This is a genomic window from Salinirubrum litoreum, from assembly GCF_020567425.1.
Classification (GTDB): domain Archaea; phylum Halobacteriota; class Halobacteria; order Halobacteriales; family Haloferacaceae; genus Salinirubrum; species Salinirubrum litoreum.
On the sequence record NZ_JAJCVJ010000002.1, the window covers coordinates 1359862 to 1382423 of the forward strand.

Below are 22562 nucleotides of genomic sequence, written 5' to 3' on the forward strand. Positions count from 1 at the left end.
CTATGGCCGAGAAGAAGGCACGCACTGTCGGGAGCGCGGGACGGTTCGGCGCACGATACGGGCGCGTCGCCCGCAAGCGCGTCTCCGACATCGAGGCGGACACGAACAACGCGAAGGTCGACGGTGACTCCGTCAAGCGAATCGGCACCGGCATGTGGAAGAACGAGGAGACCGGCGAGGTCTTCACCGGCGGGGCCTACCGCCCGCAGACCCCCGGTGGCAAGCAGGTTCGCCGGTCGATCCGTGCGGCACTCTCCGGCGACGACGAATGAGCTACAAGTGCTCCCGCTGTAAGCGCGACGTCGAACTCGACGAGTACGGCGGCGTGCGCTGTCCGTACTGCGGCCACCGCGTCCTGCTGAAGGAACGGTCCCGCGACGTGAAGGAAGTTGACGTGGAGTAGCGGCGACCCTCCCCACGACTGCCACCTCTCCGTTTCGCTGTCCGACGAGCGACGCGCACGCCTCGTCGAACGCGCCCTCGCGGTCGAGGTCGGCGAGATCGACGACGCCCGGTCCAGCGCCACGGTCGCCCGCGAGGCCGACACGGTCTCGGTCCACGTCGCCGCCGCCGACCTCGTGGCGCTCCGCGCCGGCGTGAACACCTGGACGCGCTTTCTCGACACCGCCGAGCAGATGCTCGCGGTCGCCGACGACGCCTGACGACGGGCCGACCTCGAGTACGACCGACGACCGACTCGACCAGTACTTCTACAGACGACACACTCGCCAGTCGACCGGGCTGGCGCGACACCTCGGCGGCGTGGGGCCGCCTCGGGCGACACCTCGGCGGCGTAGGGCCGCCTCGGAAGACGCCGCCAGTCGCAGGAGGCCCACACGCTGACCCGACCGGCCCACCGAGCGTTGCACGGTGGGTCGCAGATTCACCGGGTGGGACTGAACGGGGCCGAGAGCGCGGGGGCTTTCACCGCTCGTCGTCTGCGACCGATTCGACAACACCCGCGCCGGAAGTCGCCCCGCACCGCTCGCCGTCCACGTCGAACTCGATACCGTTCACGAATATACGAACAGAATGTTCGTAGATTCTCAGGCCACGTTTCTCACGGAAGTCACCGACTCCGACCCCGCGACGCGACCGCACCACGGGATCGGTCCGACTCCGCACGTTCCACCAGTCGATCCACGCGGTCGTCCACCGGCGGGTGCGTCGAGAGCAGGCGCGTCCACCGGTCCCGGTCCTCGTCGTCGTGGACGTACAGCGGCGAGAGCAGGCTCCACTCGGGGGAACTCGCGCGTTCGATCTTCCGGAGCGCCCGCGCCAGCGCGAGGGGGTCGCCCGTCACCTCGACCGCGCGGTCGTCGGCCGCGAACTCCCGCCGCCGAGAGTGCGCCCGGACCAGCAGGGTGACGGCGACGAACACGGCCAAGAGGACCTGTCCGACCGCCCGGCGCAGTCGCGCGACCGGGTTCGCGTCCCACCCCTGCGGCCGGCCGGCCGCCCACGCCACCCCGCGTGTGATGCCGGTCAGGAGCAACGAGACCGGAAACAGCGCGACGAGGACGACCCCGAACAGCGTCCGAAAGAGACCGAGCGCGAGCGTCTGGACGAGGCTGTCCCGACTCTCCAGGTGCGCGAGTTCGTGGGCGACGATGGCCCGCAGTTCCGCCGGTTCGAGGAGTCGAAAGAGCGACCGATCCAGCACGACCGCGCCACTGCCTCGGCTGCCGAGTGCCAGCGCGTTCGGTGCCTGCATCGTGGCGACGTACAGCGCCGGGCGACCGATCTCCATCCGCGCCGTGAACCTGTCGAGCCAGCCGTGGACCGTCGGCGCACGCCGGGCGTCGACGGCCACCGCGTCCAGCGAGACGAGCGTCTGCCGCGTCCCGACGCGGTAGCTCAGATAGCTGAACAGGAGTGCCGACCCGACCACGACCACCACGGTCGTCTCCAGCGACAGGCCGTCGACCCACAGCGACCGCAGGAGGAGCAGACTGAGGTACGCCCCGCCGGCGTAGACGGCGAAGACGCTCACGCCGACGAGGAGCATCGAGAGCCGGAGGGCGAGTCGGCGCATGGCCGCCGATACGAACGCATCGGAAAAACGGCTGTCGCCTTCCGGCGACGAGCCGCCCGCGCGTCGAGGCGAGGCGGGACGGCACCACCGCTAGCCGACGGGAGAGACAGAGATAGAGAGACGAGAGAGCTTACCGTGCGGCGGCCGCGACGCGCTCTTTCTCTTCTTTCTGGTTGATCGCGTACGTCTGGAGGTCGTAGTCCGCCGCGCCGACCAACTGCTGGGCCAGCGACTCGGCGGCCGAGGTCTTCGTCTTGTACGAGCCCTTCTTCGCACCCTCTGCGATGAACATCAGACCCTGGTCGACACGGCGCTGGGGTGCCACGTCGACGGCCTTCGGGACCGAGATGCCACCGTACTTCAGGCGGACGGTCTCCTCGCGCGGGGCGGCGTTCTCGACGGCGGTGACGAGTACCTGCGCCGGGTTCTCGTCGGTGCGCTCGTGCACCAGATCGAAGGCGTCACGGACGATGCGGGTCGCACGCTGCTTCGCGCCCGTGTTGTCTTCGGTCTGCATCAGCCGGTTGATCAGACGCTCGACGACGCTGATCTCCGACTTCTGGAACTGTTTCGAGGCGTGGCGACCCATCGTGTGGGCGATGGGCGTCACGCGCAGGTAGCGTTCCGTCGAGGGGTCGTCGTACTCGATCTCCGAGACGTCCCACTCGCCAAAGAGTAGCGCGTTCGCGGCGGCGTCCTCGCTGGCGGCCGGGGCCTCGGGTTCGGGGGAGTCACTCTCCGACATCTTATCTCACCGGCTTCTCCGCGTTCCCGCGAACCAGTTCGATCATCGAGACGCCGTTGACCTTCTCGACCTTGTAGTTGACACCGGAGAGGTCGCCCATCGCGCGACCCTTCGCGCCACCGATGCCGGCGATGGTCACCTCGTCGTGTTCGTCGATGAAGGAGATGGCACCGTCGCCGGGACAGAACGCCGTGACCTGTTTGCCGTTCTTGATCAGTTGGACACGGACGCACTTCCGGATGGCGGAGTTCGGCTGCTTCGCCTCGATGCCGACCTTCTCCAGTACGATGCCTCGACCCTGCGGTGCCCCCTCCAACGGGTCGGACTTCTTGCGAAGCCCACGCTCCCGTCGGGCGTACTCCGAGTCGGACCATCGTCGCTTCTGACGGTCCTTCTTGAGTTTGCGGGCGGCGTATTTGCCGTTCGCCATAGTACACGCTGGTTCCCGACGGAGCTTCTTAAGCCTCCCGTTTCGTACCCGGCGAGACCGGCGCAGGTCGCAGTAGCGGGGTGTAAGAAGCGATCTGAGCCAGTTTCGACCCCGGATCACGGTCGCTCAACGACGCGCAGGCGGTAAGACGCGTGGAGAGTCGTTCGCTGGCGGATCGGGTACTGGCGGATCGGCCGTTACCCCGACGGACGGTGCCGGTCAGCCTCGTACCGGGCGGTCACGGCGCGTGCCCACCACGGATCGAGGCGGAACTCCTCGCGCAGGTGGCGTCGTCGGTCGACCGGTGTCACGTCGTCGTACGCGCTGTCGTACTCGGCGAGCACGCGGAACCACTCCGGCCAGCCACGGCCGGTCGCGGACATCACGTCGGTTTCGGAGATGGCGTCGAAGTCGGCCACTGGAATCACCGCTTCAGAACGAAGCGCCCGACTCTACGTGGAGTTCCGAGAAGTACTTTCTGGGCCGACGGTCGAGACGGCGCTCGAACTATCGCGTTCGGACGACTCGCCCGTCGTCGTCGAGGCTGACGACCGCGTCGAACAGCGTCTTCAGCGACTCCATCGTCTGGTCGTCGTGGGCGGCGGGGTCGACGTGGAAGTGCCCGACCGCACCGGCGGTCGCGACCCGCCCGGTGAGCACGTGGAGGAACCGGTAGGCGGTCTCGAACTCCACGTACTGGAGCATGGCGGTGATCGAGTCGAAACAGAGGCTCGTCGGGTGCGCCGGTCCCCACGCCTCGAAGTACCGACTGACCGTGATCCCCAGTCCGGTCAGATCACTCGGGTTCTCGACGGCTTCGACCGGGTTCGGCGGGCCACTCCCGCTCGTGTCGGCCGATCCAGACGCCTCCGGACCACCCACGGCCGCCGAGGCGGCGGCCGCCGACCGCATGGTGTCGCCGACGCTGACGACACCGAGGTTGGCCGGCGTGGCGTCGGCGTGTCGCCGCCACGAGGAGAGTTTCTCGTCCGGCCCGCGCGTGTACGTCACCCACAGCAGATTCTCGCGGTCCGTCGGGTGACAGTGGAGGAGGTCGGTACAGACCGCCGCCCGGTCCGGGTCCGTCGAACTCGACTCGACGAGCACGGTCGCTGCCTCCCCGAGTGAGTCCCGAATCGGTGGCTGAGAAACGTGCGTTGGCATGGCGACGGCCTCCTGAGTTAGTACGTAGCTCGAATCGCCAAAACAAAACTGTTGTGGTCTCCGTACGGGTGGGACTCTCTCACCCGAGCGGTTCGACCTCGAAGGTGAGCGTGTCGTCGTCGGCCGACTGATCTCTACCGTCGGTGGTCTGCCGTCCCTCGTCGTCGGACTGGGTCGCGTCGCCGGCACTCGTCGACCGGGGTCCGTCGTCCGCGAGCGTCCGGACTCGGTCACGCGCCGCCGCCCGACTCTCGGCGACGACGACGGTGTCCGCGACGGCCTCGTCGCCGGTCGCCCGGTAGACGGTGCGACCCTCGGCTTCGAACTCGGTGGCGTAGGTGCGGAGAACCGTCACCACCCGGCGCTCGGTTCCGGCCAGATCGCTCTCGCCGGCCTCGAACGCCCGGATCGCGTCCTCGACGTTGCGGAGTGCGGAGATGCGGTCCATCTACGTCGTCCTCAGGTGGCCACTGCTCGGCTCGTACACTTCACCCTGCCGGCGCAGTTTCTCGATCTCGTGTTCGGCCTTCGACCGGTCCATCCCGACGTCTTCGGCGCGTTCGAGCACCTCCTCGACCGGTGCCCCCTGCTCGTACTCGCCCTCGATGTCGTTGATGAGTTGGCGGATGTTCTTCACGCGGTCGCGCTGGGTCTTCGACCGCCCGGTCTCGACCACGTCGGCGTCGAACTGCCCGGTCTCGGGGTCGACGCCGATGTCCTGCAGGCACGACCGGACGATCTCGATGACGCGCTCGGCGTCTTCGATCTCGACGGTGTCCGACAGGCGGACTCGCGCGCTGGCTTCCGAGAGGCGGACGATGGCCTCCAGTTTCCGGGCGGTGACCGGGACGGGCGCGTCCTCGTCGGCCCCCTTCGCCCGGAGGTCGACGTAGAAGTCGCGGATCGCCTGCTTCGCCTCGTCGGTCATCGTCGGGTAGCAGGTCCGCTTCGCGTAGGCGATGTACTTCCGGAGCAGTTCGGGTTCGATCTCCGGAGCCACGTCCTCGGTCACGTTGTCGACCTGCTCCTGCGTGAAGTTCGAGTTGGTCGTGTTCGTCCGCTGGGTGTGGAGCTCCCCGGCGTAGTTCGTGTTGATGATGTGGTCTGCGAGGTCCGCGTCCTTCTCCGGGTCGGGCTGGTCGGTGACGGTGAAGATGAGGTCGAACCGCGAGATGAGCGCGGGTTCGAGGTCGATCTGCTCGCCGATGGGCTCGTACTGGTCGAAGCGCCCGTACTTCGGGTTCGCCGCCCCGAGCAGCGAACAGCGCGACTTGAGCGTCGCGTTGATTCCCGCCTTCGAGATGGAGATCTCCTGCTGTTCGAGCCCCTCGTGCATGGCGGAGCGGTCCTCGGAGTTGTGAACGATCATCCCGTTTGCGACGAAGTTGTGGGTTCCCTCGACGGTGAGGTCGTAGACCCTCGTGTCACGCTTTCGGGCGAGGATCTCCTCGTAGAGCGCGGATACGTCGCTTCTCACATCGTCGACGAGGCCGAGCGATACGTCTCTGACCGTCGTAAAGTTCCCAACATCGACTGCTCCGGAAAACCATCGTGAGACAGTCGAACCCGCCACGCCCATCTCTGTGGCGACCTGCTGAAGAGAGATATCGTGTCGGTCGAGTTCCGCACGGAGATCGTCCCACGAGACGGCACTCGGTTCGTCGCAGAGCAGTGATTCTGCACGTCTGCTAACGTCCTCCCGCGGACAGCCAAGCGTCTCTGCCAACTCCCTCTTCAGAACCGGGACTCGCCCGTCGTCTGCTGTGTACTCCGTCGACTCGACCGATTCGACCGACGCGACACGCCGCCAGCGAACGTCACCGTCGACTAGGTTCCCGAGCCGGCTCAAAGACGTTCCAGCGACCGAATCGAGTATCGTCTGGATACGAGCGACTGCGGTCGTGCGAAGGCTCTCGTCGGATTCCCACAGTTCGGAGACTCTCTGTTGAGAGTAGCAGGTTCCGCTGGCCAGGTCGCGTTGGGAAATGTGGTACTCGTCGGCCAGTTCGGAGAGTACCTCCCAGCCCGTCGATTCGTCCAGCCGCGTTCGATCTTCCCGTGCCTGTTCACGGCGGGAACGGAACGTCTGGTAGATTCTCTCCGCTCTGTGGAGCGATGCGTTCGCGTCTCCGTTCTCGAAGTTGCAGTACGTCGTGGCGTTCACTCCACACTCGGACTGATACAACCGGAGGGATTCCCGGAGATCGCCGAGATCGGCTCCGAGATCCGGGAGTACGTCGAGGACCGCTCTGTCCCCGGTCGTCTCGTCGGTCGTTCGTGCGAGTGCCTCGGATTTTCTGTCGAGCGTGAACCCGATCTCGCGCTGGAACGTCGTGAGGGAGTCGTCCGCCGTGATTGCGAGAACGAAGAGATCACGGCGGTCGTCTCGTTCTCGCCGCTGGATTTGACACCGAATACCGAACTCCAAGCAGAGCATCTTCGTCCCCAGTAGGAGTTCGTAGCTACTCGATGCGATCCTGATCGCGCGTTCGCCTACTCCGCCCTCTGAATCTGCGAGTGCCCGAACGAATGCGGCCTTCGTCGCTCTACTCCCTCGACCGACTCCTTCGGGAACCCTCTTTCCTTCGTAGGTTTCCAAGTTCAACCCGGCATTGAGCAGGTCGTCCACGACTGCTCGCCCGTGAAGTCGAACTGTCTCGACTCCGTCGTCACGTTGCTCGCTCGGGTGCCGTACCGGATCGAGTTCGTACGCCTCACGACAGACGGACTCGAAGTGTGAGAGTAGCTGTTCCTCTTTGTTGGTAAATCGGATTCCGTGGCTTCCGCCGTCGTCGTCACTGTAGACGTTGCCGTCGCCTGCGATGTATCCGAGTATTGCCCCCTTCGCAGGACCGACAGAGACCGTGTCTTCGACCAACTCGTCACACGGCACGTCGGGCGGTTCAGTGTCAAGGGCGACCGTGCCACCGTCAGTCGCTTCTTCTCTGATCGACTCGGGCACGTAGACCCAGTCTCCGGCATCGAGTTCGGCAGTCGGACGCTCTACCCGCTCGCCATCCTCGAAGACGAAGAAGGGGTGATCGGCTGTCGCAGTCACCGATTCGCCGGATTCCAGCGCCACCTCGTGAAGCGTCTCCGGCGCATCGTACTCGTGGACTGCCCTCACGTCACGCCGGACAATTCTGCCCTTGTCGTCCATCGTCCAGACTGCTGGAGCGTCGCCTCGGATCGTCCGACCGTTCCGGAGTCGCTCGATATCGCCGGCTTCGCTCGCTCGGTGTGCAATCTCCCGAATCGGGAGGATTCCGTCGGTCGTGTGGACGAGTGTGTCTCCGGTCACGCACCGCATCTTGTCGAGTTCGTCCACGGCCGCGATCCCCTTGTCGGCGAGGACGAGCGCACCAGCCTCGAGCGTCCACTGCTGTCCGTCGCCGAAGTCGTCCTGCACAGCCGCTGCAGTGAGCCCCGCGCTGGACGTGCCTTTCCCGGAGGTGTAGACGGAACGTGGTGCGATATGTCGGATATATGACAAAAGTTGGCTCTTACCCGTACCCGGATCACCGATCAGTAGCATGTGCAGATCGCCACGAATCCGTGAACCGTCCGGGAGATGCTTCGTCACGCCCGAGAACAACTGCAGGATCATCGCCAGCTTCTGCTGGTCGTAGCCGTAGATGGAGGGCGCGACCGAGGCGACCATCGCCTCGTAGAGGTCGTCACGCGAGGAGAGTTCGACGATCTCCTGTTTGTCTTCGTCGGTGATGTCCATGTCCTCGAACTCCTCGTCGTCGATGCGCAGGGAGACGCCGTCCATGTAGAGGTCGAAGACGGGCGACTTCTCGCGGTCGTTGCCCATCTGTTCGATGTGGAGGACGCCGACCATCGTCACCTGGTCGCCGGCCGTGACGCGCCCGGTCACGTCGTCTTCGAGGTTCACGTCGATGCTCTGGGGCGTCTCACCGCCGCGCAGGCCCTCCGGCGACTCCTGGATGCGGACCTTCTGGGAGTCGACGAACTCGGACTGATCGAAGTTGACCCGGAACGGGCCCTGTCGCTCACAGCCCTGACACTCGTGCGGTTCCTGGAAGTTGCCGTCCGACTGCGGGATGTAGGTCATCGTCCCACAGCGCTGGCACTCGAAGGCCGCCTCGGTGATCTTCGGGCGGACGTCGGTCGCCTTCCGGACGATGCCGGACACCGAGATGAGTTTCCCGATGTGGTCGTCGTGGACGCGGATGTCCCGGATGTCCACGTTCTTCTCGCTCGGGAGGTGCTCGATGCGGACGTGTGCCTGCCCGAGTTTCACGTCGGCCGGCAGGTCGTACAGTCGGAGCGCCTCCTCTGCGTACTCCTGTAGCTGGTCGGGCTGGTCCAGATAGTCCTCCGCGAGGTCGGCGTCGAACCGGTAGAGGTCGTCGTAGTCGACGAGCAGAGACCGCTTCTCGTTGGGGTACTGCTGGGCGAGTTGCCCGATGGCCTCCCGGTAGTAGTTGCGGTAGAACTGGATGAACCGATCCGTCAACTCTTGGTTCTGCCCAGTCGCCATTGCCACGGGCTTAGTTCGGCATCGGGTAAGAACTGTCGGGTCACAGCGAAAGTGATCGGCGGGCGTCCGACAGAGCAGAACCGCACTACACGACCGACTCGGGTCCTCTGAGCGCGACGAACGCCCCGACCGCGACCAGCACCGCGAGGCCGACCGTGCCGACGACGCCGACGGTCCCCGTGAGGCCGACCGACGCGAGCACCCCCGGCAGACCGAGCGCGGTGAACAGCGTGAACAGCAGGAACACCGGCAGCAGGACGCCGACCACGAGGAGCCACGGTGTCGAGAGTTGGCGGGCGAATTCGCCCGCGCCGCGCTCGAACTCCACGACCGCGTCCCGGCCGAGCACCCAGCCGACGAACAGCAGGAAGGCGGTCAGTCCGAGCGTCAACATCGTGTCCACGACCGGCCCGGCCACGACGCCGAACAGCGACTGGTCCAGCGCGGTCGCGCTCCCGGTGACGCCCACGAGGACGAGGAGTCCACCGACCGCGACCGGTCGCGAGACGCCGAACTCGTCGACGAGGAAGGAGACCGGCAGTTCGAGCATGCTGATGGAACTCGACAGCGCCGCCAGCGAGACGACGCCGAAGAACGCGACGGCGACGAGTTCACCGGCCGGGAGCGTCGAGAACGCGCCCGCCAGCGAGACGAACACTGCGCCGGGACCGCCCCCTGCGGTCGGCCCGGCGGTCGGGTCGATCCCCTGCGAGAAGAGCAAGGGGAAGACGACCAGTCCCGCGAGGACGCCGACTGCAGTGTTCAGCAGGGCGACGGTCGCGCCGTCGAACGGGAGCGATCGGTCCTCGCCGAGGTAGGAGGCGTAGGTGATCATCGTCCCCGCACCGACCGAGAGCGTGAACAGCGCTTGCCCCGCCGCCGGCCCCAGTACGCCGAGGAAATCGCCCGCGAGGACGCTCGGGTCGAACCGGAGGTAGAAGTCGTAGCCGGCACCGGCGTTCGGTTGGCCGGCGGCCCACACTGCGAGTGCGACGAGCAGGACGGCCACGCCGGGGACCATCAGCGTCGTGCCGACCTCGATGCCCCGCCGGACGCCCCCGAGGACGACTGCACCGGTGAGGAGGAGGAAGACGAGGTGCGCCACCACGGCGTCGGGACCGACCGCGACCGCGCCGAAGAACGCGCCGGGGTCGGCGAAGTACGGGACCGCTCCGATCCCGACCGCGCCCGTGACGCTCGCGGCCGTGTACCGGAGAATCCACCCGCCGACGACGCTGTAGAACGAGAGGAGGACGACACCCGTGAGGACGCTGAAGACGCCGACAAGCGGCCAGACGCGGGAGTCGGTGAGCGCCCGGAACGCCCCGTAGGGGTTCCGGTTCGTCCGGCGGCCGATGACGAACTCGGCGAGCAGACCGGGGACGCCGACCAGCAGGACGATCGCGAGGTAGACGACGAGGAAGGCGCTCCCGCCGTTCTCGGCGGTCATCCACGGGAACCGCCAGAGGTTGCCCAGTCCGACTGCGCTCCCGACTGCGGCGAGGATGAACCCGACGCGCGTCGCCCACGTCTCACGTGCCATTAGGTGGCATTCGACGGAGGTGCTGTAAGACGGTTTCGAGTCGTCTAAGCGTCACTGTGAGACGATAACGGTTTTTGAGGGCCAGCGAGCCGAGTCGACGACGACCGAGACAGCCAGAGAACTCTGCTCGCGTCACACTCACCAGTCAGATAGGCTGGCGCGACACCTCGGCGGCGTGGGGCCGCCTCGGGCGACCCTGTGTCGCGCACTTCGCCGGGATGCACCCGGCTCAGGCGAGCCGACGGTCGCAGGGAGGCGCTCACGCTGAAACCGACTGGTCCACCGGGTGGTGCGTGCGCTTTCGCAAACTTCGGGTGGGACTGAAAGGGGCCGACCGCTCGACCCCTCCCGGACGACGAAAGCCGGGCGGGACCGTCGGTCCCGCTGGAAACCGGCGCGCCGCGCCGGTGACAGAGCGAGACCGGAGGTCTCGCCAGCAGACGGGCGAGGAGGCGTGGCTCGCCCGTCAGTACCGCAGGGAGGGAGAGCCAGCTTGCTGGCTCGACCGACTGAGGAGCGCACCGAGTGTCTCGTGAGCGAAGCGAACGAGACTCAGCGAGAGCTTCGCTCTCGCCAGACGCGGCGGGTCGAGCGGTCGGGGGCTTTTACCGCTCGTCGTCCACGACTCGGGTAAAACCGGCCGCTTCGACTGGGGATTTTCACCACTCGTTGCCCGCGACCGATTCGACAGGGAGGACGCCGAGAGCGACCACACCGACACCGATGTCACCAACGTATTCCACACAGTATGGCAACGATTGCGCCAACCCGGGAACATAAATTTGAAACCCGGTCCACCGGCTACCCCACGTATGCTCTCGCTCGACGACGTGCGCGACGCTCGCCCTCGCGTGGCCGAGGTCGCCCGGCACACACCGCTCGACTACTCACACACCTACTCGCGGCTGACCGGCGCGGACGTCCACCTCAAGTTGGAGAACTTCCAGCGCACCGGGTCGTTCAAGATTCGCGGCGCGTCGAACCGGATCGGCACCCTCTCCGAGGCGGAACGCGAGGCCGGCGTCGTCACCGCCAGTGCCGGCAACCACGCGCAGGGGGTCGCGCTCGCCGCCTCCCGTGCGGGCGTTGACTCGAAGATCGTCATGCCGCGCCACGCGCCCATCTCGAAGGTGAAGGCCACCGAACGCTATGGCGGGGAGGTCGTCCTCCACGGCGAGGACTACAACGAGGCGCAGGACCGCGCCCACGAGATCGCCGAACAGGAGGGCCGAACCTACGTCCACGCCTTCGACGACGAGGACGTCATGGCCGGCCAGGGCACCATCGGACTGGAGATCGTCGAGGACTGTCCCGATCTGGACACCGTGGTCGTCCCCATCGGCGGCGGGGGGCTCATCTCCGGGATCGCCACCGCGATCAAGGGGAAACACCCCGACGCTCGCGTGATCGGCGTGCAGGCCGAAGGCGCGTCGAGTGTGGCCGACTCCCTCCAGAAGGGCGAGATCGTCTCGCGGGACAGCGTGGACACCATCGCCGACGGGATCGCCACCCGGCACGTCGGCGAGAAGCCCTTCGAGGTCATCCGGGAGCGCGTGGACGAGGTCGTGACGGTCTCCGACGAGGAGATCGCGGTCGCGCTGACCTACCTGCTCGAACGCTCGAAGACCCTCGTCGAGGGTGCGGGTGCGGTGGCGCTCGCGGCCCTGCTGTTCGAGACGTTCGAGTACAGCGAGGGCGAGACCATCGTCCCGGCGCTGTGTGGCGGCAACATCGACATGAACACCCTGACGACCGTCATCATGCGCGGCCTGGTCGAGACCGGCCGCTATCTGAAGATCAAGACCGTCCTGCGGGACCGCCCCGGCGCGTTGGAGCGCCTGATCGAGGTGATCGCCGGCCAGCAGGCGAACATCTACGCGATCCGGCACGACCGCACCTCGCGTGAGATCGGGATGAACGCCGCCGAGGTGGAACTCGACCTGGAGACGCGCGGACACGACCACGTCGAGGAACTGCTCACTGCCCTGCGCGACCACGACTACGAGGTCGAGACGCTGATGTGAATCAGGGGGTAAACCACGCCCCGAGCGCCGGACCACACGCTTTTACTCCCGGCCGGTCGTCGCCCGAGGTATGAAGCGAACCATCAGCACGGACGCGGCACCGGCCGCAGTCGGCGCGTACAGTCAGGCGACGACGAATGGCGACCTGCTGTTCACCGCCGGGCAGATTCCACTCACGCCCGACGGCGAACTGCTCGACGACGCCTCCATCGCCGAACAGACCGAGCAGGCGCTGGACAACGTCGTGGCGATTCTGGACAGCGAGGGCGCGACGCCCGAAGACGTGCTGAAGGTGACGGTGTTCATGGACGACATCGAGGACTTCGACGAGATGAACGAGACCTACGCGACCTACTTCGAGTCGGCACCACCGGCGCGGTCGGCCGTGGAGGTCGCCAACCTGCCGAAGGGTGCCGGCGTCGAGATCGAAGCCATCGCGGTCGTCGACGACGAGTGACGCCTCGTCGGAAGTCCGCCCTGCTGTGGGGCGCGGTCGGCCTGCTGGCCTTCCTCGTCCTCGTGCAGGGCTACCAGTTGCTCGTCGGGCCGACGCCGGTCGGCTTCCTCGGGAAACTCGCACTCGCCGTCGTCGTCGGTATCGTGGCCGGTGGGGTGTCGTACCTGCTGGAGGGCCGACTGGCACGGAAAGGAAGGACTTAAACTTCGGACGGCGGTAGAACGACGTGAGCCGGGATGGCTGAGTGGTAAAGCGCACGCCTGGAAAGCGTGTTCCCTCTGGGATCCAGGGTTCAAATCCCTGTCCCGGCGCTCTCTTACGATTTCGACTTGGTAGATGTGGGTGTAAAATCGGTCTGTGATGCGACCTCTGCTGAATCTGTCGTGGACAACGAGGGGTGAAAGCCCCCGGTCTCTCGACCCTCCGGGACTCCCCTGCGCGCTTCCTTCACGAGGGCGCGTCGCGTTGCTCCGCGCCCTCGTTCAGTCTAGTGCTTGAGTCGTCCGGGAGGGATCGAGAGACCGGCCCCTTTCAGTCCCACCCGGCGATTTCGCGGGGACGCATGCAACTCTCGGTGGACCAGTCGCTTTCAGCGTGAGCGCCTCCCTGAAACCGTCGGCGCGAGCTAAACTCGCGCCAGCCCACTCGACTGGTAGGCGTGTCGTGAGTCGGGATTTTAGTCCGGTTGTCGCGTTGCGGTGCGGATGGCGCGCGAGGAACGCGCGAGGGAGGCAGACGCGGGCGGTGCGGAGAGCGTCTGTCGAGGCTGGGGAGGTTCGAGGTGCGGTGCTGTCGCGGTGGCGGTTGCTGTGCTGTGGCGGTATCGGTTGTGGTCGAATAGTCCGTGTGTACCGGATCGAGTAGCGGTGCTGTCGCGGTCGCGGTCTGCGGTGCTGTGCGGTCGTCTCGTCGGTGTGCTAGCAATCGTAGCGGTGCCGGTGCTGTGGCGGTCTACGTTACCGAGACACTCGCCGTCGCAGTCGCTGTCACGGTCTCGTCCGGAGTAGCCACCACCTACGGAGAAGTAGGAACAGAAAAGATTTGGACGCCCGCCCGATACCACATCTCGATGTACGACTTCGTGGTCGTCGGCGTCGGTCCGGCCGGAGCGCGGTTCGCCCGGCGCGCGAGCGAGGTCGGCTACGACGTGCTGGCACTCGAAAAGGGCGAGGTCGGCACCCCACTCGCCTGCTCCGGACACGTCAGCACCGACATTTGGGAGTTCGTCCCCGACGCTGCCCGCGAGCGCCTGTTCCAGAACCGCGTCTTCGGCGCGCGCTTCCACGTCGGCGGCCCCGACTCGCACTCGTACCCCTTCTACAAGGACGAGGAGATCTCGAACGTGATCGACCGCGTCGGGTTGGACCGCACCCTCGCGGACTGCGCCCGCGAGGCCGGTGCCGACGTGCGCGAGGGCCACACCGTCACCGCCGTCGAGGAACACCGCGACCGGGTGGTCGTCACCGCCAGCGTCGCTGACGGCGGGACGACACAGTTCGAAGCTCGCATGGTCGCCGGCGCGGACGGCCCCGTCTCGCGGGTCCGCCGCGAGGTCGGCCTCCCGGAACCGGCCGAGAAACTCCACGGCGTCCTCGCCTTCACCGACGAGGCGGATCACTCCGACTTCGTGGACGTCCACCTCACCGCGCCGCGCTTCTTCGCGTGGCGCATCCCCCGTGGCGACGCCGGGGTGGAGTACGGACTCGCGGCCCCGCCGGGGAAGGAAGTACAAGAACTGTTCGACCGCCTGACCGCCGCCTACGACGTGGAGACCGACCGCTTCTGTTCGGGGGCCATCCCGATCGGCCCGCCGGACAGCGTGACGACCCGGCGCGTCTTCCTCCTCGGTGACGCCGCCAGCCAGACGAAACCGTTCACCGGCGGCGGCATCCTCTACGGGATGACCGCCGCCGACCGCGCCGTGGCGACAATCGACCCCCGGACGCCCTCCTCGCTCGCCGACTACGAACGCGCGTGGCGCGACGAACTCGCCTCGGAGATTCGGCTGGGCCACCTCGTCCGCCGGGCGTACTCGCTCCCGGAACCGGTCCAACATCTCGGCTTGCGCTCGCTGTCGGGTGAGATCGGCGTCCACATGGACCGGCCCTCGTCGTTCTTCTCGCCCTCGCACCTCCGGACACTGGTGAAGCGGTAATCGGGACAGCCAGTCCGGCTTGGCGACCGCCCTCCCGGTCGACACCGGTTCGACTCGGGGACGCCGACACGACACTCGACCGAGAGATCGACGCCGACACGACACAGAACCGAGAAATCCGTCGTGCTCACGGGACGCCGCACCGTCCACCTATTTCGTGGGCGCAGTGAGAAAAGATATCCCTGATCACTCCGAACACCACCAGCATGGTCTCATTCCCCGGTGGTGCTGTCGACGACGAGATCACCGAGACCGCGTCGTACATGGCCGAACAGACGTGTCTCGGCTTCATCGCACACGACGACGGACGGCACGGGGCGGCGGTCGACGCTTTCTACGAGGTGGACCGGCGGCAGTTCTCACACGTGGGCGACGAGGCCGCCCGTCGCGGTGCGACCGCGTTCGTCGACGCACTGTGGGCGAAAGACGCGATCGAAGCCGAGCACCGCGACGACGCCGGTGCGCTCGCCAGAGACGATCTGCGCGGTGCCGACTGGACGGGCGTCGAACGCCGATTCCGGGAGCGTGCCGACGCGCTGGGCATCGCCCCCGACTACGCGTGGAAGAGTACGGACTTCTGGCGGAACCACAAGGTCGGTGGCGACTACTGGACGCCTGCCCTCGAAGCGCAGGTGTACGAGATCAGAGCCGCCGTCCGCGACGCCGCTCACCCGGAGAAGCCGAGCGACGGGCAGTCCGGGTACGGCCCCGAGGCGACGCGGTACCTCCTCGGCGTCGAACTCCACGACATGCACACCGAGTTCCACTGGCGGCAGGCACGCGAGGTCATGACGCCGTACTTCGAGTTCATCCTCCGGGAGCACCGCGACAGTGACCTGATCGATACGATCCCGACTGCCGGCAGTTCGTGAGCCCGGATCTGTCGACAGCACGAGTTGTCTGCCGACTCGTCGTTCGTGTGAATTGCGGGGGACCACGACTGATTTAACCTTCTAACGCTAACGACCTATCGATGACCGATCACGACGCGCTCGTCTCGGACCTCAGAAGTATCGCCGACGACGCCGTCCTGGGTATCGGTGTGTACGACGGCGGCGACTACGACGTGCTGTTCATCAGAGACGACTTCGCACAGCGGTACGCGCAGGATCGGTTGGACGAGATCGCCCGCGACATGTACCTCGAAGGCGTCTCCGTCGAGTACCAGCAGCAGATGCTGAACGACATGGGCGACCTGAACGCGACGATCCGTCTGTTCGACGGCGGCACCTCGATCAACGTCCCGCTCTCGGAGAACGCGGGCGTCGGCGTCGGGCTGGACGACACCGCGTCACTCTCGGAGGTCGGCGACATCGTTGCCCGGTGTGTCGACTTCCGCGAGGCCCAGTACGAAGACTGAGCCCACACCGATCCCGGCGTCCCGACCCGTGCCGACGCTGGATACGGTCCGACTCACTCCGGATAGACCGGCAGTCGCCCCGACCGGTCGCTCCCCTCGACGAACGGGAGCGACGTGCGCGTCGCCGTCACTTCTTCCCCGCCGACCCTGACGGTCAACTCCGTCGTCTCACGGTCGAAGTCCACCAGCGCGAGTGCGACCGGGCGCTCCAGACTCGGGCTCTCGACGGCCCGCGTCACCTCGCCGACCGTGCTGTCGCCGTCGAACACCGCCGCACCCGCAGCGGGCACCGAGTCGGGCAGGAGGCCGACGAGTCGCTGGCTGGGGCGGCCCCGGTTCTCGACCTTCGAGACGACCTCCTGGCCGACGTAACAGCCCTTCTCGAAGTCCAGTGCCGACCGGAGACCGAGGACGTTCGGGATCCGGTCGACGAGTTCCGGTTCGAACAGCGGGGTGCCGGCCTCGCAGGTCAGCGTGTCCCACGTCCGGTAGCCGAACGGGACCGCGTTCACGCCGCGTAAGAGGAGCGTCTCGAACACCTCGTCGGCGGCGTCGGCCGCACAGACGACCTCGTACCCCTCCTCGCCGGTCGGTGCGTCCGCGGCGATCACGGTCACGCCCTCGTCGGCCATCGACCCCCGGACGAAGGTGCCGGCCGGTTCCGGCGCGCCCGCGTGGTTCAGGACGCTCGCGACCTTCTCGGTCGCCTGCGGCCCGTGGACGCCGAAGACGCCGAAGTCGGCCGAGGCGTCCCGGATCGTCACGTCCTGCACGAACGTCTTCGCGCTCCAGTCCTCGACGAGTGGGCCGGCGCGGTCCGGCGGCGTGAAACAGAGCAGACGCTCGCCGGCGTTGTAGATGGCCATGTCGGTCTCGATACGGCCCTGTGGATCGAGCAGGAGCGCGTAGACGCCCCGGCCGTTCTCCGCGGGGACGCGGTTCGAGACCGCGTTGTCCACGAAGTCGACCCGGTCGTCGCCCTCGACGACGACGACGCCGTAGCCCATCTCGATCACGCCGACACCGTTGCGGACCGCGCGGTGGGTGCGTTCGGCGCGGCCGTAGTCGCGGACGATCTCCCGCCCGCCGCGTTCCTCGAACGTCGCCCCGTGTGCCGCGTGTGTGTCGCGGACGACAGTCATGCCACCGGGTACGCGACCGGCGTGTAACGGGCTTTCGCTTGCGACAGGCGCGAGATGTTCCCGCTCGGAGGGGCGGCCGCCGGCTACAGACCGAGTCGCTCGCGGATCGCGTCGATGAAACTCTCCTCTTCGTCCAACTCCTCGCTCGGATCGGGGACGACGCGGTCGGCCGGGAGGATGCGGACACGCTCGGACTCGTGTTCGACCTCGATCAGGCCGTCGGCTTTCAGCGCGCCGAGTGCGTCCTCGATGGCGTCGATGTCGGCCTCGACCGCAGCCCGGACCTCGAACACGGTCATCCCGTCCTCGGCCCGGTCCACGAGCGCGTCGAGTACCGCGACCTCGATGTCGGCGCGATCCCGGTACTCCCGCTTTGCTCTCATAGGCGTCACAACGTCCGGCGTCGTTTTACCGTTACCGCCCACGTCGACGGCCCGAGACTCTCGGCGGCCGGCCCGGCGTCAGACGGGCGTCGGACGCCGAGGGGGTGTTTTTTTGGTGTCCGGTTCGGAACCTCGTGGCAATGGGTCTGAGATGTCTGCTCGGGCACGATTACGGGGACCCCGAGTTAGAACGCGACCGAGACGAACAGGGTGAGGAGGTGGTCGTCACCATCCGGGAGGTGGCGACCTGTACGCGCTGTGGTGCCGAGCGTGTCGTCAGCGAGAACAAGGAGGTCACGTCCATCGCCTCTCCGGCGGAGATCGAGGGCCTCGCCGCGGACGACGCCCACGACGCCGAGGTCGTCGACGCCGACGGCGTGACGATGGGCGGCGACCAGTCGGCGTCCGCCGAGTCGGCAGTCGAGACCGAGGCACCCGACGCGGCGGCCACGTCGACGCCGGCGGACGCGGCCGATTCGACCGACTCGACCGACACGCCAGCCACGCCCGCCGACGGGGACGCGGACGTCCCGGAGACGACCGACGCGGACGCCGAGGGTGGGGCGGAGATCATCGACGAGACCACCGACGAGGAACACACCCCGACGGCAGACGAGGTGGAGGCGCCGGTCGCCGACGCCGAACCGGGCGACGCCGACGACGGGCCCTCGGCCGAGGAGGACGACGGCGTCATCCTCGACGCCGACGAGGAGTCCGAGTCGGGCGAACGCGGTCACGGCGAGTGGCCCGAGGCCGACGACGTGAACGACGGGCCACCGGAGCAGACGCCGACGATCGAGGAGGTTCGCGGCGAGGACGACGCGACGGCGGCGACCGGCGCGCCGGCCGATGGCGAGGACTCGACAGCCGGCGACGAGACGCGCGACGCGGAGGTCGTCTCCGAGACCGAGCCAGACCGGGCACAGTGGCCCGAACAGGTCGGAGACGACGAAGGGTTCGACGCCGAACCGAGCGACGGGAGCGCGACCGACGTGGAGTTCGGCGGTATCGCACCCGAGTCGGACTCACAGCAGGGTGACTCGCCCGAGGACGTCGAGACGGTCGAAGACGGCTTCGACGCCGAGTTCGTCGACAACGGGTCGGAGGCCAGTCGTGCGGCGAACGGCGCGATCACCCGCGCGACCGCGATCGACACGACGCGGGACTCGGAGGACGTCCCGACCGAGTACGTCTGTCCGGAGTGTGGCCTGCGCCGGCCCGCCTCCGGGTCGTCGATGCGCGAGGGCGACATCTGTCCCGAGTGCAAACGCGGCTACATCGCCGAAGAACCGCGCTGACTCGGGGTCCGTCTCTCCTGTCTGCTGTTCTCTCCTCACTCGACGACCGAGACGAGTTTCATCAGCGGGTAGCCCTCTTCCATCTCCATGCGCGTCTCGACCGTGACGTCCTCGTACCGGATGCGCATCTCGACTTCCATGAACCGCCCCGTCAGTTCGGTGTAGTCGGCCGTCGAGTTCGCCAACTCCTCGGCGAGTGCGTCCCCCAGGATCGACACCGTGACCGACTCGCAGTGTGGCTGGTTCTCGATGGCCTCGCTCATCGCGCGTTCGAGGCTGTCGGCGCTGTCCGGCGAGAGCGGCGTCCCGGCGAACTGGTGGTACAGCGAGCCGAACTTGATGCCGGCCTCGAAGCAGGCCTGCTGTGGGTCGGTGATTTCCTTTGTTGTCGTGTCCGAATCGCGGTCGTCGGCCGTGTCCGCGTCGTGCTCGTCGGTCGCGCCGGTGCTGTCGCCGGTCGCGTCCGAATCGTGATCGTTCATACCCGATCCTCGGTCGGCGGGGAGAAATGGGTGACGGGACCGCGAGCGTCAGCCAGCCGACTTGAACCCGGCCGAACCGCATCATACAAGACCCTCGTCGGCCGATAGGAGAGTGAATGGACGACCCGGTACTGCTCACTGGGGCGGGGGGACGCGTCGGGCAGGCGATCCTCCGCGATCTCGGCTCCCGATACGACTGGCGACTCTTAGACCGGGAACCGCTCTCGCGGTCGAAACTCCCCGAGGGCGTGACGAGCGACGACGTGATCGTCGCGGACGTGACCGACGAGGACCGGATGCACGAGGTCATGGAGGGCGTCGGCGCGGTCATCCACCTCGCTGGCGACCCCCGGCCGGAGGCGACGTGGGAGAGCGTCCTCCGGAACAACATCGACGGGACTCACTCGGTGATGTGGGCCGCCGCGAAGGCCGACGTCGAGAAACTCGCCTTCGCCTCCTCGAACCACGCGGTCGGTGCCTACGAGACCGACGACCGGAAGCCCGACCTCTACCGCGAGAGCGACGACTACCGACTCGACGGGAGTGAGTCGCCGCGGCCGAGCAACCTCTACGGCGTGAGCAAGGCGACCGGCGAGACGCTCGGGCGCTACTACCACGACCACTACGGTCTGTCGGTCGTCTGCGTCCGGATCGGCAACCTCACGAAGGGGCACCCGCCGCGCGACTACGAACGCGGACAGGCGATGTGGCTCTCCTACCGCGACTGTGCGCACCTGTTCGACTGCACGCTCACGGCCGACTACGGCTACGAGATCGTCTACGGTATCTCCGACAACGACCGGAAGTACTACTCCATCGAGCGCGCCCGCGAGGTGCTGGGGTACGAACCGCAGGACAACTCCGCGATGTTCTCGCTCGACGGCACGCCGAAAGAGGAGTACGCCGACCAGACGCCCGACGGCGCGTCCTCGGACTGAGCGTCCGGCTCCGTCTCGTTTCTCGACACTGCCTCAGTCGAACAGCCCCTCTACGTCTTCCTGCTCGCGCTCTCGCTTCGCCAGATGCGACGAGAGTCGCTGGTAGATCAGGTCCCGCTGAACCGGGTCGTCGGCGAAGTCCATCACCAGCGCGGTGAAGCGCGTCTCGGTTCCCTCCCGCACCTCTTCGCGGGCGGCCTCGACCGCACGAGCAATCACGTCAGCGTCGAAGGCGTCGTACTCCCCGGCGATCACCTGCGCCGCCACCGCGGCCGTCTCGAAGTCGAGTTCGGCCGGCCGCAGGCGCTCGCCGTCGATCCGCAGGGCGAGTGGCGGGCGACGTTCGATCACCTCCGGGTCGGCGTGCAGGACCGCGAGATACCGCCGGATCCCCGCGAGGTTCACGCCGCGGTAGTCGCTCGGCAGGTCCGCGAGGTACTCGCCCGCGCTCTCCGCGAGACCGGTCGCACCCGACCAGTTGCGTCTCCGGGCGTGGTAGACGGCGGCGGTGAACTGGATCAGCCCGTGGAGGAGACGTTCGTCGTCGGTGTGCTTCGGGAGGTCGAGCCAGTGGTCCTCCCACGCGTCGTGGGCCGCGTGGTACTCGCCGATGTCGTAGATCGCCACGCCGGCCCGTAGTGCGCGGGTGAGGTCGGACTCGCTCGCACCGCCTGCCGCGTCGGTCATGCCGAGACGTCGGTCGCCCCCGGACAAAGGCGTTTCTCGGTCGAATCCGGTCGTCTCTTTCGACACGGTATCGGTGTGCTACCACGGCACAGGCAGTCCGTACCGCACTGGCCAGCGAGACATACCTATGCCTCTCGGCCACCGATATGGTAGCACACACCATGATCGTTCTCCGCACCGCGTCCGCTCTCCGACCGACTCAGACCGGCCGTTCGCCATGAGACACTGCGTTCGCTGTGGTGACGGGTTCCTGTTGACGAACCGGTATCGCGGGAACTACTGTCCGGACTGTCACACCGCGTGGCTCGACCGGGCGAAGTCGTCGGCCGCGACCGACGCCGACAGCCCGCCGCGACTGCTCGCTCGTCGGACGCGCCGGCGGACCTCCGGTGATCGACACGCTCCCGAGGAACGACGACGTGACCGAACCGGTCGGGAGGAGTGAGCCGAGACGGGTGTCGCCACTCGGCGGTGGCGTCGGTAGAAACGTCCTGACGGAGATTTGAACTCCGGTCCCTGGCTCCGCAAGCCAAGAGGATAGTCCACTACCCTATCAGGACTCATCTTGTGATACACCGGACCTACTTAAGTCGGTTACGATCCGACCGGCCCGCGCGAGAGAGGCACAAGCGATTTTTTGACTCTTCCGAAGGCCTTTGAAAATGCCCCCACAACCGGGAGGTATGCGACGACGCGAACTGCTCTCGACGGTCGGAGTGGCGGTCGGAACTGCGCTGGCCGGCTGTGTCGGCAGTGGGCCGGACACGGGCACCGGCGACGATTCGGACGGTGACTCGGGTGGTTCCGAGGACACCAGCACGCCGGCCACGCCGAGCATGACCGGCCAGCGCCTGACCGAACTCGACGAGTGCCCCGAGAACGGGAGCGCGAGCGTCGCGTGGGGCGAGACCGACGTCACGGTCACCGGCTGTCTCACCGGGCGGAACGGCTGTTCGGTCCCGGTGCTCGGCTCGGCCGAGTACGACGCCGCGGCGGACGAACTGGCCGTGACCGTCACGACCGAGGAGGACGACGCCGGCGGGGCCTGCACGCAGGCGCTGACCGACCTCGGCTACGAGGCGACGATGACCTTCGAGAACGGCCTGCCGGACCGGGTCGTCGTCACCCACGAGACGATGGGCGAGACGACGACCGCCGCCGACGCGAGTCGGTGACGGCGGGCGAGACGTGCCGGTGACTCGAAGGCGACCG

General features: G+C 67.1%; 25 protein-coding genes and 2 tRNA genes. 14 read left to right on the forward strand and 13 right to left on the reverse strand.

Annotated features, from left to right (window positions below):
* The first annotated feature begins 2 nt into the window (after positions 1 to 2).
* The 3 genes from LI337_RS15405 to LI337_RS15415 are packed head-to-tail and all read left to right on the forward strand — an operon-like array spanning position 3 to position 662.
* A complete protein-coding gene (locus tag LI337_RS15405; RefSeq protein WP_227230775.1) occupies positions 3 to 272 on the forward strand; it encodes an eL43 family ribosomal protein in 270 nt (89 codons plus the stop codon).
* A complete protein-coding gene (locus tag LI337_RS15410) occupies positions 269 to 403 on the forward strand; it encodes a DNA-directed RNA polymerase subunit P (RefSeq protein WP_066378269.1) in 135 nt (44 codons plus the stop codon). Before LI337_RS15405 ends, LI337_RS15410 begins: the two co-directional genes overlap by 4 nt.
* Positions 390 to 662 (forward strand): KEOPS complex subunit Pcc1, encoded by a 273-nt coding sequence (locus LI337_RS15415; RefSeq protein ID WP_227230776.1) that lies wholly within the window; start codon positions 390 to 392, stop codon positions 660 to 662. The genes LI337_RS15410 and LI337_RS15415 overlap by 14 nt, the downstream gene beginning before the upstream one ends.
* Before the next feature lie 407 nt (positions 663 to 1069).
* Here LI337_RS15415 and LI337_RS15420 read toward each other — a convergent pair whose 3' ends face one another.
* The 8 genes from LI337_RS15420 to LI337_RS15455 form a co-directional block, all read right to left on the reverse strand.
* Positions 1070 to 2035 (reverse strand): M48 family metallopeptidase, encoded by a 966-nt coding sequence (locus LI337_RS15420; protein ID WP_227230777.1) that lies wholly within the window; start codon positions 2033 to 2035, stop codon positions 1070 to 1072.
* A gap of 130 nt (positions 2036 to 2165) precedes the next feature.
* Positions 2166 to 2780, reverse strand: coding sequence for a 30S ribosomal protein S7 (locus tag LI337_RS15425; protein ID WP_227230778.1), 615 nt, complete (start codon positions 2778 to 2780; stop codon positions 2166 to 2168).
* A 1-nt stretch (position 2781) separates the two neighbouring features.
* On the reverse strand, positions 2782 to 3210 hold the full coding sequence (locus LI337_RS15430; protein WP_227230779.1) for a 30S ribosomal protein S12: 429 nt from the start codon (positions 3208 to 3210) through the stop codon (positions 2782 to 2784).
* Between the two features lie 197 nt (positions 3211 to 3407).
* Positions 3408 to 3629 carry a hypothetical protein gene (locus LI337_RS15435; RefSeq protein WP_227230780.1) on the reverse strand — a complete coding sequence of 74 codons (222 nt, stop codon included), beginning with the start codon at positions 3627 to 3629 and terminating at the stop codon, positions 3408 to 3410.
* Positions 3630 to 3717: 88 nt separating this feature from the next.
* Positions 3718 to 4374: a DUF835 domain-containing protein gene (locus LI337_RS15440; RefSeq protein ID WP_227230781.1), complete on the reverse strand. Its 657-nt coding sequence runs from the start codon at positions 4372 to 4374 to the stop codon at positions 3718 to 3720.
* A 79-nt stretch (positions 4375 to 4453) separates the two neighbouring features.
* Positions 4454 to 4822 (reverse strand): DUF7854 family protein, encoded by a 369-nt coding sequence (locus LI337_RS20115; RefSeq protein WP_303645264.1) that lies wholly within the window; start codon positions 4820 to 4822, stop codon positions 4454 to 4456.
* Positions 4823 to 8881 (reverse strand): LAGLIDADG family homing endonuclease, encoded by a 4059-nt coding sequence (locus LI337_RS15450; protein WP_227230782.1) that lies wholly within the window; start codon positions 8879 to 8881, stop codon positions 4823 to 4825. It abuts the gene before it with no gap.
* Between the two features lie 85 nt (positions 8882 to 8966).
* Entirely contained in the window at positions 8967 to 10424 is a 1458-nt protein-coding gene (locus LI337_RS15455; RefSeq protein ID WP_227230783.1) for a sodium-dependent transporter, read from the reverse strand.
* An 812-nt stretch (positions 10425 to 11236) separates the two neighbouring features.
* On the opposite strand from LI337_RS15455, the gene ilvA reads away from it, so the two are divergent.
* From ilvA to LI337_RS15490, 7 genes are all read left to right on the forward strand, one after another.
* Entirely contained in the window at positions 11237 to 12448 is a 1212-nt protein-coding gene (ilvA, locus tag LI337_RS15460) for a threonine ammonia-lyase (RefSeq protein ID WP_227230784.1), read from the forward strand.
* Positions 12449 to 12518: 70 nt separating this feature from the next.
* Positions 12519 to 12905, forward strand: a complete 387-nt coding sequence (locus tag LI337_RS15465) for a Rid family detoxifying hydrolase (RefSeq protein ID WP_227230785.1) — start codon at positions 12519 to 12521, stop codon at positions 12903 to 12905.
* The gene (locus tag LI337_RS15470) at positions 12902 to 13108 is read left to right on the forward strand and encodes a DUF7981 family protein (RefSeq protein WP_227230786.1); all 207 of its coding nucleotides are present in this window, start codon (positions 12902 to 12904) and stop codon (positions 13106 to 13108) included. Before LI337_RS15465 ends, LI337_RS15470 begins: the two co-directional genes overlap by 4 nt.
* Before the next feature lie 27 nt (positions 13109 to 13135).
* Positions 13136 to 13216 (forward strand) — tRNA-Ser (locus tag LI337_RS15475).
* A gap of 758 nt (positions 13217 to 13974) precedes the next feature.
* Positions 13975 to 15060: a geranylgeranyl reductase family protein gene (locus LI337_RS15480; protein WP_227230787.1), complete on the forward strand. Its 1086-nt coding sequence runs from the start codon at positions 13975 to 13977 to the stop codon at positions 15058 to 15060.
* A 206-nt stretch (positions 15061 to 15266) separates the two neighbouring features.
* A complete protein-coding gene (locus tag LI337_RS15485) occupies positions 15267 to 15932 on the forward strand; it encodes a hypothetical protein (protein WP_227230788.1) in 666 nt (221 codons plus the stop codon).
* Between the two features lie 101 nt (positions 15933 to 16033).
* A complete protein-coding gene (locus tag LI337_RS15490) occupies positions 16034 to 16420 on the forward strand; it encodes a DUF7522 family protein (RefSeq protein ID WP_227230789.1) in 387 nt (128 codons plus the stop codon).
* A gap of 53 nt (positions 16421 to 16473) precedes the next feature.
* On the opposite strand, the gene ygfZ is transcribed toward LI337_RS15490, so the two are convergent.
* Both ygfZ and LI337_RS15500 read right to left on the reverse strand, forming a co-directional pair.
* Entirely contained in the window at positions 16474 to 17562 is a 1089-nt protein-coding gene (gene ygfZ / locus LI337_RS15495) for a CAF17-like 4Fe-4S cluster assembly/insertion protein YgfZ (RefSeq protein ID WP_227230790.1), read from the reverse strand.
* 83 nt (positions 17563 to 17645) lie between these two features.
* A complete protein-coding gene (locus LI337_RS15500; protein WP_227230791.1) occupies positions 17646 to 17945 on the reverse strand; it encodes a DUF6432 family protein in 300 nt (99 codons plus the stop codon).
* 140 nt (positions 17946 to 18085) lie between these two features.
* Here LI337_RS15500 and LI337_RS15505 point away from each other — a divergent pair, with 140 nt between their 5' ends.
* Positions 18086 to 19243 carry a DUF7093 family protein gene (locus LI337_RS15505; RefSeq protein WP_227230792.1) on the forward strand — a complete coding sequence of 386 codons (1158 nt, stop codon included), beginning with the start codon at positions 18086 to 18088 and terminating at the stop codon, positions 19241 to 19243.
* 35 nt (positions 19244 to 19278) lie between these two features.
* Here the strand turns inward: LI337_RS15505 and LI337_RS15510 are convergent, their stop codons facing one another.
* Positions 19279 to 19620 carry a dihydroneopterin aldolase family protein gene (locus LI337_RS15510; RefSeq protein WP_227230909.1) on the reverse strand — a complete coding sequence of 114 codons (342 nt, stop codon included), beginning with the start codon at positions 19618 to 19620 and terminating at the stop codon, positions 19279 to 19281.
* Positions 19621 to 19841: 221 nt separating this feature from the next.
* Between LI337_RS15510 and azf the strand changes: the two genes are divergently transcribed.
* A complete protein-coding gene (azf, locus tag LI337_RS15515) occupies positions 19842 to 20663 on the forward strand; it encodes an NAD-dependent glucose-6-phosphate dehydrogenase Azf (RefSeq protein ID WP_227230793.1) in 822 nt (273 codons plus the stop codon).
* Positions 20664 to 20696: 33 nt separating this feature from the next.
* Here azf and LI337_RS15520 read toward each other — a convergent pair whose 3' ends face one another.
* Positions 20697 to 21350: a DUF309 domain-containing protein gene (locus LI337_RS15520; protein WP_227230794.1), complete on the reverse strand. Its 654-nt coding sequence runs from the start codon at positions 21348 to 21350 to the stop codon at positions 20697 to 20699.
* A gap of 217 nt (positions 21351 to 21567) precedes the next feature.
* Here LI337_RS15520 and LI337_RS15525 point away from each other — a divergent pair, with 217 nt between their 5' ends.
* Positions 21568 to 21795, forward strand: coding sequence for a DUF7564 family protein (locus LI337_RS15525; protein WP_227230795.1), 228 nt, complete (start codon positions 21568 to 21570; stop codon positions 21793 to 21795).
* A gap of 42 nt (positions 21796 to 21837) precedes the next feature.
* On the opposite strand, the gene LI337_RS15530 is transcribed toward LI337_RS15525, so the two are convergent.
* Positions 21838 to 21910: transfer RNA gene (locus tag LI337_RS15530), tRNA-Arg, on the reverse strand.
* A 123-nt stretch (positions 21911 to 22033) separates the two neighbouring features.
* Between LI337_RS15530 and LI337_RS15535 the strand changes: the two genes are divergently transcribed.
* Positions 22034 to 22525, forward strand: a complete 492-nt coding sequence (locus LI337_RS15535) for a hypothetical protein (protein ID WP_227230796.1) — start codon at positions 22034 to 22036, stop codon at positions 22523 to 22525.
* The last annotated feature ends 37 nt before the right edge of the window (positions 22526 to 22562 follow it).